Raw genomic sequence first — 11,691 nt, 5'->3', positions numbered from 1 at the left:
ACAGCCCGCTCGCGCCGTTCCGCTACGCGTTTTAGCGGTAGGACGTGAGCACTCTGGTTTGAGCAACCCAAGATTTTAGGTTCGATAACGCACTAGGTCGTCTGCACACGAGCCATTACGAACTCAAGTGGGTCACCGATCCTACCAATGAGCTACTTCGTGGTCTGCAATTGAACTCGGGCTTCTTCAAACCTTGCCTCAAAAATCAGTTCGGCGATGGACGCGATCTGCTCCGCATCGGCAGCTTCGTTTTGTTGCATTTTCCAGAGCAACCATGGCAGACGCAGATCCGCAGCTTTGGCTGGAAACCCTGGATCGATAGCGCGCTGCCGAAACTTCTGGAGCAATTCCAGATCGCGAAAACCGTACTCGCGACTCGGTTCAACTTGGGTCCCTTCGCCCCAATCATTCCAGGTCGCGATTTGGATGGAGGGCGCATCGAACGTGTTCGCCGTGACAAGCATTCGCTTGAACGTTTCGCCGCCCCAATCATCGATGCGTACGTACCCCTCACTCACTTTCGCGTCCGCATAGATATCGACAAACCGTGGAAACGCAACCGGAATCGCATGCTTCCACTCCTTGGCTAGCGACTGGAATCGCTCAGTCGCTGCAAACCCCATCGAGGGCACCGGCCAATCGTACGCTCCCACCGCACCGTCACGCCGGGTGTGCTCGCTAAAATACGCGACCGGTGACCTCAATCCGGAAAGGCATTCTCGCCAACCCTCGTCGGTCAACCCGGAATCGCCAAATGACAGCAGCAACGGCCTCCCGTCCACCCGCACGTAGCATGGGTCCTCGAACCAAGTCGCGGCGATATGGTTGATTTCACCAATAGCGTGTTGAACTTGCTGCGACTCGGCCAGCCGCCCCGCTTTGACGAGAAACGGAATCGTCTGATCTTCATAACAGATCGCAAAACGCATCCCCATCGCTGAAACCGATTCGAACAGCGTTTGAGTATTGCGATGCAGCATCGCATAGTCGTTGAAATCTTCCAGCCCGTACCAGTCGACGATCACGCCATCAATTCCCGCCGTTTTCATCAGCAACAGGTGATAGCGGATTACCGCTGGATCACTCGAATCATAAGGGCCGATCAATGGGTAAAAGTGGGACGCGATCGCCCGACGATCCCCATTGACCTCATGGGGGTCGAAATGATTCATCGTCCAGTGCCAACCCCAAGTTGTGCTCTTGGGATCATCGGCTGAGCGTGAGACGCTGAACCAAGGCATGTAATGCGCCAGCAGGAGCGGCTTGGCCGACGGCGGAGCAGCAGATTCGTCCGCCGTCGCTGCCGTTGCCGCGCAAATCATCATGCATGCGGCAACCGCAACAAAAGCCCTTCGAAGCATTGGAATCCCCCGAGCAAAAACTGACTAGACGCTTTGATCATAACCAAAACGAACCGCCAGGACCGGATTCGTTGGCTGTCTTCGACGTCATTGCGTTTTCAGATCGTTGCGAATAGCCAGCCGCTTCATCCGCCGAACGCAACGAGGGTCTTCCAGCACGAAGCCCTAGTCGACAGCATTCATGTCGCTGGAGTCGTTGAGTTGTTGCACTCGGTTGTGGTCGGCTTCATAGGCTCGAATGGCTTCGATATCGACACCATCGGTCACCCGTCGCGGAGAATCGTCACTGCACCCCAACGGAAGAACCGCGACAAGGACCAGCCACCTGGCACTCCACAAACGTTGCAGCACTTGATTCATTGTTTCACCGATTTGAATTGGAGGGATCATAAAAACCGCTTGGAATGCACCGTCGCATTCCAAGCGGGACGAGTTTAGAAAGGCACTGATTTTCTAGAACTGTTTGTCGATTACTTCGCCGGACGCTCGTGTGCCGAGCGCCCCCCACAATCCGTAGGGGCTTTCCGCGCCATCGTTGTAGCCCATCGTGACCATCCGCGCGGTCGAGTTTCCGGCTTCAATCGAATCGGTAATGAACTTGACCGCACCGTCTCCCATCAAGACATGACACCCACCCTGGTGCTGGCTCGACATTGTCGCAATAAGCGTCGTTCCGGCCGTGTTGTAGGGACCGCAGATTTCCCGGTTGGGAGCGAGGATGGTCGCGCATCCCGTCTGAAACGGTTGCACGTCAGCCCAGTTGAATCCTCGCCCATAACTCTCGCGTGAGATCATGTTGTAGGTCGGATCCCAAAATCTCGGACGCGTCGAATCGATCAGCGGCAAACAGCGTGATGGGTTGTTGCGAATATTGGCCGCCGAAATTCCTGGCGCGCTCTTATTGGCACCGTTTTCGGTCACCTGACCTCGAGTATCGCGGTCACCGAGATAAGTGATGATCTCGCCCATCGCAACCGTATTTGCCAAACCGTCGGTGCAATCTCGAAACCTCGAAACATCAATCGGTTTAAAAAACCCTCGGTGCGAAGCTCGGGCTTCTTGAACCTGTGCGCTCGGTTTCGTCGAACGGTCGTTGCTCCATGGTCCAAGATGCAACTCCCATATCGAATCTCCTAAGCACGCGGCGTAGTTCGTGCGTCCCAGCGACGGAAGCCCAAAGCCGGGATCACTCGGACAACGAAATCCAGGGAGCTCGGTCGTATAAGGAATGTATTGAATCTCTTCCGGCCCCGGCCCCATTGCCGGCCACGGTTTGGCAATCGTGCCCACAGCCGCCGCCAAATCGCCATCGGTGCGATTCGGGTTCGGGTTACTGATCGACTCCCACAACGCCTGCTGTTCGATGAACGGAAGGATACCAACGAGCATGCTCAAACGGTAGCGATTGCCTTCGTTTGATGACTTGTGCCATGCGTCCGGCGTTCCCGGTTGGGTACCGGTACCGTGAGTGGGCAACTGATCATAAGCGGAATGATAGTTGTGAATCCCTAACCCAATCTGCTTGAAGTTATTACTGCAGCTCATTCGACGAGCTGCTTCGCGAGCGGCCTGAACGGCCGGCAACAAGAGCCCCACCAAGACGCCAATAATGGCGATCACGACTAGCAATTCCACTAACGTGAACGCACGAGTTCTTTCAACCTTTCGACACATTTACGAGCCTCATTTTCTTATTTATTACGACAGGAGCGCAATCCAATGAGAACTAAAATCGCATTGCGATGCCCCAATGCTCAAATCGTATACCTGCCGACAAATAAGCAACGTATAATTTTGCGACAAATTAATAATAATTTGCGACTCACTGGCGAACACTCCGCCCGGAGCGCAGCAAAGTTGTCCGAAAGGTCACGCATCGTGCAGCGACCGTGCCGGCAAAACGAAGGGGACATTTGCCACGCGCGCATGGCGGATAAGGCAGCCGTGTTCACGGCCGATACGTTTCCCTTACCGGGGAACAAGTACGCCGGCGGCTCGCCGGATCGGCGCGATGCCAATTCGTTGAACGCGCAACCTCACGCAAACTGTTGTTGCATGGTGTCGAGGAAACGGGGCAAGAGGTCGGCGGGCAGTTCGTTGATGCCCGCGGCGGCCTGACGGCCACCTCCCGTTGGGAATTGCCGGACCAGCTCGTCGGCGCCCGTTTTCGTGGCGAGCGGCGCACGCACACTGACGAGATAGTCTCCCGACGGCAGTTCACTAAGCAAAGCGTGAGCTCGGTTAGGGTTATCGCGAGCGAGTTGGTTGCTGTAGACGCCGCTGACTCGCCGTGAAAATGATTCGTTTGGGAATAGAAACGCCGCGCACGTTTCCGTTTCCAGCTGCGGCGGAATCGAACCGGCTCTTTTCATGTCGCTCTCAAAACCATCTCGCAACTTTTCGAACGTGGTATCCGACGCAATGAATTCGAACGGATCGGCGTAAGGTTGAATCTTTCGATAGAGGTCGTCAGGAGCAAAGTAGAGGTCCTCCAACTGGCCGCCGTACCCGTTGTAATTGAGCAAGGTTCCGAGCCGCTCAAGTTCGCCGAGTTGTGATTCGTCGAGGTTCAAAGATGCCGCCGCTAAACAAGCCGCCTCGTGCAGGTTGTCGCCGAACAGAGCGGTGACCGCCCACGGCAAGAACTGCCCCTTCAAAAAGCGATTCACCAGTAGTCCTGTGCAAACGTCTCCCGCGGTGTCGATCTGAACAGATAGACGCGGAGAATCGGGAATGTCGCCGGCAAAGTGATGGTCAAAGTACGTCACGGGGACCTCGCAGGCCAAAATCCGCTCCAGATCATCCCGGTTTTTGTCCAGTGAAATGTCCAAAACCGTGACGGAGTCTCCCGCCGCGACGTTGACACGCTTGAGCAAGCTGATGTCGCGTTTGACGCCGGTCACCAAAGTCGATTCACGGGGCTCGGCAAGCCGTAATTGATGCAGAGCACAGATCCCGTCCGCGTCGCCATTAAAAACATCGAAGTGAGTCACGTCGGTCTCCCGGTACAAGATCAGTGGTGCCAAAACAAAGGGGGCGAGCGTTTCATCGAGATCCGATTCTCAGCCTGCGTTCGCCGCGGAAGTCGTTAAAACTTCCGGTGATTCACATTGGGTCGAAACCCCTGGCCGGTGATAATTTGTCCGCTCAATCTCGGATCTCAAGGGAATCAACCAGCCGTTGACGGGTGCCGCTCCCCACGATTTCTGACTGAACCAAGCACTCGCTCGCGGGACGACAATTGTAGTAGGAAGCCGCAGGAACGAAACGGCTTTCGCTCCGATTCTTCACCAGGGCAGTGCTCCGGGCGTTATCTCTCCCCAAACAAGCTACCAACCGGCACAAGCGACCATTAGTAGGTGAGTTCGGCGCCGCTGTAAAATCCGATCCCTGGCTGATAGACGCCGAGGCCTGAGCGGTAGTCGATGTGCTCGCGGTAGAACTTGTCGGTCACGTTTTCGATACCACTGGTCACCAATAACGCCCCAATGCGTTGGTAGGTGCGGATGTTGTAGACGGTGAACCCAGGCGTGGGTGCTTCTTCCAGCGTCGCCGCAACGCGATCTTGGTTGTCGACGATGCGGGCCGAAAACTCGACTCCCCAACGTCGCTGCGGGGAGGGATCTTGCACCAGCAGTCCCAACCGTGTGTCCAGCGGGGCGATCCCTGGCAAGGGCTCTGCATCGACGGTGTCATTGGCACTCCGAGAATCAAACGCCGACAACCGGGCAGGATCCAAACGACTGCGGTCGCGACCTTCCAAGTAAGTCAGGATTCCGAATGCGGACAGCATCGAAGTCAGATTGGCTTGGCCGTACGCTTCCACACCTGACAACGTCGCCAGATCAGTATTCACGAACCGAGCTCCCGTTTGGAAACCGTCGGACGTCCCCGCCGGATCGAGCAGGTCATAAGTGATGTAATTCTCGATGTAGGCATGGTGGGCATGCACGCCCAACTGAACAGTTTCGTCTTGATACTGAATGCCCAAATCGAATTGATACAGCCGTTCGGGATCCAGATCCGGATCGCCGTCCAAGAACGTTAAGCCCCGCTGCAACGACCCGATGTACGTGTATTCGGAATAGAGTTCGGTCAGCGTCGGTTGACGCATGGCGAATCCCAAGCCGGCGTCGGTGCTCCAACCGCGTCCCAAATCTCGCGTGGCGGTCAGGTACGTCGCACCGAGGAAGTAGGATTTGTCGAGCGATGTCGCCTCCAACTCGCTCAGCGGGTCTTCAACACCCGCGACAATGTCTCGCGAATCGGTAAACACGCCATCGATGCGTGCCCCACCGGTGACCATCACGTCGTCGGTCACGTCGGCGATTTTCTCGATAAAGAGTCCGACGTCGAGCGAATCACTACGAGGAATCGGGTAGTTGTTATCGTTCGTATCAGGGTCGTAAAAGTCGTACTCGTTGAGTTCCTGATTGAGATAGATCAGGTCCGTCCCAATCGAGACGTGTCCGTTGCCTGTGAGGAACGTCGAGTCGAGCCGATAGCCGCCTGACAAAGCATCCCCGTCGGTCGTTGTGAAGCCGTCGTTGGCACCGATCACCGATGGATAGAACGTTTGTTGCAACAGCGGGATTTGGCGATGCTTGCCGGGCCGGTTCGTATTGCCTTCAAACCGCGTCCGGTTGTACCAAACTTCGGCAGTGAATCGATCGGCGAAACACGGCATCTCGTTGGTGTACGTGACCTCATATCCGTCCGTCACCAAGAAGTCCAAATCGGTAACCAGCCCCGGGAACTCGACATCAGTTTGATCAAGTCGCAGGACATTCATCTCGATCGACTGATGATCCGAAAGATCGAAACCATACGCCACGAACAAATCTCGCGACTTATAGCTCGAAGGAATGAAAAACCCATCCTGTCCGGTCTCGTAGTCGTTTCCCGTCCGATGTCCGTAACTGATGTGAAAGCCGTAGTCTTCGTTGCCGCCCCAGTACGACTGGCGACCGTAGAGCTGTTTCCCATTGGTGTTGTAGGTCGCACTCGTCGAACCGTGACCTTCATAGCCCTGCTCGAAGCGCGGTGACTGCAAGAATTCCAAATCGACGAAACGAAAGCCCGGTCCATACCGACTCGCGTAGGGCCCCTTGATCAAAACCACGTCTTGGATCAATCGCGAATCGATCTTGCTCATCATCGTGTCCAAGTCCATCCGAGCCGGTGCCCAATACGACCCCGACGCGAGCACCTGACCGACACGCTGACCACGCACGCGGGTGTCCGTGATGATGGGAGTGCGGTTTTGAACCGATACCCCGTGGGCGGATTTGGATCGACTGAGCAAGTCTCCCAAGTCGGACGTGCGACGCCCCAGCGCTTCGGCACGCAGCACCGCATCGGCTGCGGGTGACGTCGCTAGCACCTCGCGCAGCGGCGGGAGATCGTCGATTTGATCGACGTTACCGAACAAATTCCCCAGCCGCGCGTCCGCCGCCAAGTCCGTCGTGTTGCCGGAAGTTCTCGCATTCGACTCGTTTCCGCGGGCCGCCGCTCCGGGAGCGACGCCGTCCTGCAGGTGATCGTTTCGCGTCTCGTTCCCGTTAAACAGCGTCTGGCCCTGTCCGGCTACCGTCGGCCCGCCAAAATCCTGCGACCAAAGCGGCTCGGCAATGGCTCCGATGACGACCAGCATCAACCACGGCATTACCCGCCGCCGAATATCCAGGTGCCACTGCCGTCTCGATAACAAAGTTGGTTTGCGACGCATCCGTTCTCACGGCATCCTTGCTCGTGGTAATCGTCCTGTTTGCCCGGCGGCTACTCATCAGTGGGTGTCGAACTCCCCGAGCAATTCGCTTGACGAAACTTCCGCAGAACCGCTGAAATTGTTGCAAACAATTCAAATTAACAATGAAAGTCGCGAGTTTCACGAAATCGGCAGCAGCCCACGCCTCGCCCAGGTTTTTCGACCGACGGTCAACCGAACACGCTCGCGTGGAGCGTCGATCTAATGACTGCGGGATTTCAAAAGTAGCCGAGCGGCGCGAGCTGTCCGGTAACGCGGGAACGGACAGCTCGAGCCGTTCCTCCATGAAAAGCACTCATTCACTAATGTCCCCAGCAAGGACGTGGCGTCTATTGCGCACGGAGCACCGCGACGCTGCTGAACTCGGAGGGAGCCGCGACGAGTGATCCATCCGGACTCACGGCGACCGCTTGGACATAGAAACTTTTACCGACCGTGTTGGTCTGCAACTTCATCTGGCGTTCGCAGTCCCAGACAAACACGACGCCATTCCCGCCACTGATCAGATGCCGATTGTCGGGGGCGAAGGTCATGCTCCAGTTGATTTCTTTCCCTTCCATCGTCGGCAGCTTCTGTTGCTTGGTGAGATCCCACAGGTCGATCTTATACCCATCGCCCGTCGCCAACCTCGTCCCATCCGATGAGATAGCGGCCGCTTGTCCTGACGCATGCGAACGCCCTACCGACAACTCGCCGACGACCTTCGACTCATCAACCGAAAACGACTTGAGCGTCTTTCCATCGGTGGCCAGCAACAGCTTGCCCGATGGAGTGATTCGGGTCGCCTTGATCTTCCCGTCGAAGCCTTCAACCGTCGCAATGGGTTCGCCTGACTCGACATCCCAGTACCGGGCTACCTTGCCGGCATCTCCTGAGAACGCGTGCTTACCATCGGAAGAAAATGCCAGGGCCGTGATCTCTTTTTCATGCAGCGGGTATTGTCCCCGCAGTTGCAGTTTGCCTTTGTCGTCGGCTTCGTAAACTTCAAAAACACCCTTGGCGCCCCCCATCACCATCCGTCGACCATCAGGGGTGAACCCGCACACTCCGATGTCTCCCATATGATCCATCCGCCCTGAATCCACGAGCGTCTGGCCCGTCGTCAAATCGGTGAGTGTTGCAGCGGCACCTTTGCGACCGATCAGCAAAAAGCGATTGTCAGGCGAGACTGCGACTGACTTGGCTCCCCACTTCAAATCGCCAACGGTCATCACCGGCTGCATCACGCGGCCGTAGTCAACGTTGCCGCCTACGGGCGACTCAACCACATTGGTGAACGGACTCTCGTCGGTTGAAGCGAGTCCTGTTAAATACGATTGATCGCTCCGGCTGAGCTTACTGATCGGGACTTCGATGGTGCGCCCATCGGCTCTGCGCAGGAACACCTTCCCGTCTTCTTGCTTGACCAACTGTGCGTCAATTTTGAACTTGCCCGTTTGGTCCGACCATTGCCTCTCGGGACCGAGACTTGGTTGAGTGGATGGCGCAGAGGTATCGGTGATCGACGCGTTGCTCGTCGGAGCCGGGGACAGACTTCCGGATGCCATGCTGTCCGCAGTCCGGCCACCCGAAGACAGCCCACCCGAGGACGCCATCGCTCCGGATCCACCAGCGGTCGGTTTCGTGAAATTTTCGAAATCGGCGATGTTGGCGGCAAAAGCATCTTTCGCCGCATCGCTTTGTTGGTCCTTTAGCGTTTGCTCGCGAATCGCCAGAGAGTCGATGGGGACAAACTCAACTTTCGGGGTTCCCGATCCTCGAATCATGACTCTCACCGAGACATTGTCCGAACTGATGAAATACACGTTTTCCCACTTGCCGTATTTCTCTCGGAGCAGTGGCGTTCCCTTGAGCAAACTCATCGCCGACTCAAGCGGATGCATGTCGTCATCAAGCACCAAGTCGCCCTTGGGAAGCGTGCGAATGTTGATCGAAAACTGCTGCGGATTCGACTTGATCTGCTCGAGAGTTTCCTCCGACACCGCGATCCAATCTTGACGCTGTATCGTTCGGATCGACTTGGAATCTTCGGCGAGTACTTTGACAAAACGCGACGAAGCGGGCGCGACAACCACCGCCGGTTTCCATTCGCCAACGGAACCGATCATGACCGGTGCCCCTGGAACCAACGGCATCTCATTGGTACCGCGAACGTAGCCTGGCGGAAGGCTTTCAGGCGGCACTTTCGACTTGCGTTCCATTTCGATCGCCGCAAGTTCTTCTTCGTTGGGTGGTCGTGATTGCACACGAGAATTCATTTTGCCGTGCACGACTGAATTGGAAACGAGATACGTGCCGCCGGGACCGAACCCCGGAGCCGCTTCCACGATGAAATAGAACTCGATTCCGAAGTCTTCGTTGCCCGGATTGATGATCCGTCGCGATCTCGCAAACATGTCTTTTAAATGGATCGTGCCGCTGGCATCGATTCGAATCGGCAATCCAAGAATCCGGGAAGCACCGTGATCGGTACGAGCAGCCACCTGCGCCCGTCCAGTTCCTTCCTTCGTGCGTCGATAATCAAACGAAATCTCGTCTCCCGTGATGCCCTGATTCACTCGCATGTTCGACAGCTTGTAACGCACCATGCCTTCCTGTGCGTCGATCAGGTCTTCGGCCTGACCCCCATTGGGAGCGAGCTGCAAAATCAAACACAACAAAAGTACAACGGGGCATCTCAAAACAGACATGCAAAAATCCTTTCCTTCTCAAAAAACAGCTCGCTGAAAACCCTCTACAGAGGGTGCCATCTTACCCGATCACTGCGACGCAAGTCGGAAACGATTACGACGGAATTCTTATTTGAATCAAATTGGCTTGCCGAGCGGTTGCTCATTTGTTCACGTCGATCATCCCAACACTTGTGGAACCTTACCCCGCTCGCGATAACACCTTGATGTCCCACAAAACAACCAAGCCAAATCGCATAAGCGATCCATTCGCCAGACCACTCACCGCCACGCTGCTCGGAATCGCCGTCGCGATGTGCGTGATCTTATGGGCGATGGGCCGGGTGTGGTGGTGTGAAAAAGGAGATTGGCTGCCGTGGTCGTTTGACGTCATGACGAGCCATAACTCACAGCACCTGTTTGACCCCTACGCGTTATCACACTTCGAACACGGGGTCGGATTGTGGCTGTTACTCACAGTCCTGTTTCGCAGTCGTTTGACGACTTTCACGAAGGTTCTCGTTATCGCGTTCATCGAAGCGAGTTGGGAAATATTGGAGAACACACCGCTCGTGATCCAACGCTATCGCGAGGCAACCGTTTCCCTTGATTACTTCGGCGATAGCATCGCCAATTCCACGTCAGATTACGTGATGTGCTTGGCAGGCGTGTGGCTGGCACGAAAAATCGATTGGCGGGCGTCTGTCGGCGTCTTGATCGCGTTGGAGTTGATCAGTTTGCTGTGGATTCGCGATAGCCTGTTAATCAACATCATCATGTTGACCTACCCGATCGGTGCCATTCGCGAATGGCAATCGGCGGGTTAACGGTGGCCCACCTCAATCGCGTTCGCTGTCGTCGATCAGATCGTTAGCGATTGAGGGTCCCGAAACGACGCCGCATTTGCCTGTTTGGCCTGCTGTTCATCGATCTGTCGTTGACGTTCCCGGCGTCGGCGACGTTGTTCGTCCGTCACTTCGTCGGCACAGCGTGGGCAAGCCACTCCGTGCTCGTACTTGGCATCGGCTTTCATCTCAGCGGTAACGGGCCAACCGCATCCATGACAGAGCGAATACCGCCCTGCCTGCAATTCGTGATCCACCGAAACGCGACTGTCGAAAACGAAACACTCACCTCGCCAGCGCGACTCTTCCGGCGACACCTTTTCGAGATAATTGAGAATGCCGCCACGCAAATGATAGACTTCTGAGAAACCGCGTTCCTTCAAATACGCGGTCGACTTTTCACATCGGATCCCTCCGGTGCAGAACATCGCCACCTTAGGATGTTGCTGCGGATCCAAGTTCTCTTCGACAAATTTCGGAAACTCACGGAACGTATCGGTCTTCGGATTCACCGCGCCGGCGAACGTACCAATTTCGACTTCGTAGTCGTTCCGCGTATCGATCAGAATCACGTCCGGATCGTCGACGAGCGAATTCCAATCCTCGGGATCCACATAAGTCCCGACGCTCTGAAGCGGGTCGATCCCTTCAACGCCCATCGTCACGATTTCTTTTTTCAACCGCACTCGTGCCCGGCGAAACGGCAATTCGTCGCAACCGGACCATTTCACATCGGTCGCTTCAAAGGGCAGATGACCGTCGTGTTCGAATTGCCTCAACCACTGCACAAACGCACGCAAAACCGGCGGGCGTCCCGAGATCGTCCCATTGATCCCCTCGGCGGCGAGCAACAACGAGCCTCGCAGTTCGTCCTTCCGCATACGATCCTGCAGCGGTCCCTGAAGACTCTCGTGATCCACCAGCGGCGTGAATCGGTACAACGCGGCAACCAACACAACGGGGTCACCCTCGGGAGCATCACTGGAATTCGATTGGTGATCAGTCACGGTAATTGCATGCAAAGCGAGTCAAAAGCGGTTCGTCAGAGA

At 56.0% G+C, this 11,691-nt stretch carries 8 protein-coding genes; 1 reads left to right on the top strand and 7 read right to left on the bottom strand.

What is annotated here, in order from left to right; translation table 11 throughout:
- Positions 1-152: 152 nt before the first annotated feature.
- The 6 genes from NB063_RS28345 to NB063_RS28320 form a co-directional block, all read right to left on the bottom strand.
- Positions 153-1,361 carry a glycoside hydrolase family 71/99-like protein gene (locus NB063_RS28345; RefSeq protein ID WP_250932437.1) on the bottom strand — a complete coding sequence of 403 codons (1,209 nt, stop codon included), beginning with the start codon at positions 1,359-1,361 and terminating at the stop codon, positions 153-155.
- A gap of 165 nt (positions 1,362-1,526) precedes the next feature.
- On the bottom strand, positions 1,527-1,721 hold the full coding sequence (locus NB063_RS28340; protein ID WP_250932436.1) for a hypothetical protein: 195 nt from the start codon (positions 1,719-1,721) through the stop codon (positions 1,527-1,529).
- 93 nt (positions 1,722-1,814) lie between these two features.
- On the bottom strand, positions 1,815-3,035 hold the full coding sequence (locus NB063_RS28335) for a DUF1559 domain-containing protein (protein WP_250932435.1): 1,221 nt from the start codon (positions 3,033-3,035) through the stop codon (positions 1,815-1,817).
- Between the two features lie 362 nt (positions 3,036-3,397).
- Positions 3,398-4,354 (bottom strand): acetyltransferase, encoded by a 957-nt coding sequence (locus NB063_RS28330; RefSeq protein ID WP_250932434.1) that lies wholly within the window; start codon positions 4,352-4,354, stop codon positions 3,398-3,400.
- A 359-nt stretch (positions 4,355-4,713) separates the two neighbouring features.
- Entirely contained in the window at positions 4,714-7,089 is a 2,376-nt protein-coding gene (locus NB063_RS28325; RefSeq protein ID WP_250932433.1) for a TonB-dependent receptor, read from the bottom strand.
- A 368-nt stretch (positions 7,090-7,457) separates the two neighbouring features.
- Positions 7,458-9,818, bottom strand: coding sequence for an SHD1 domain-containing protein (locus tag NB063_RS28320; protein ID WP_250932432.1), 2,361 nt, complete (start codon positions 9,816-9,818; stop codon positions 7,458-7,460).
- 206 nt (positions 9,819-10,024) lie between these two features.
- Here NB063_RS28320 and NB063_RS28315 point away from each other — a divergent pair, with 206 nt between their 5' ends.
- On the top strand, positions 10,025-10,624 hold the full coding sequence (locus NB063_RS28315) for a DUF2585 family protein (protein WP_250932431.1): 600 nt from the start codon (positions 10,025-10,027) through the stop codon (positions 10,622-10,624).
- Positions 10,625-10,659: 35 nt separating this feature from the next.
- Here the strand turns inward: NB063_RS28315 and trhO are convergent, their stop codons facing one another.
- Positions 10,660-11,655 carry an oxygen-dependent tRNA uridine(34) hydroxylase TrhO gene (gene trhO / locus NB063_RS28310; protein ID WP_456062003.1) on the bottom strand — a complete coding sequence of 332 codons (996 nt, stop codon included), beginning with the start codon at positions 11,653-11,655 and terminating at the stop codon, positions 10,660-10,662.
- Positions 11,656-11,691: the final 36 nt, after the last annotated feature.

Source organism: Aporhodopirellula aestuarii, assembly GCF_023701485.1.
Lineage (GTDB): Bacteria > Planctomycetota > Planctomycetia > Pirellulales > Pirellulaceae > Rhodopirellula > Rhodopirellula aestuarii.
Note: the sequence above shows the minus strand (reverse complement) of the source record. Positions and strands in the feature narration are given on the sequence as shown.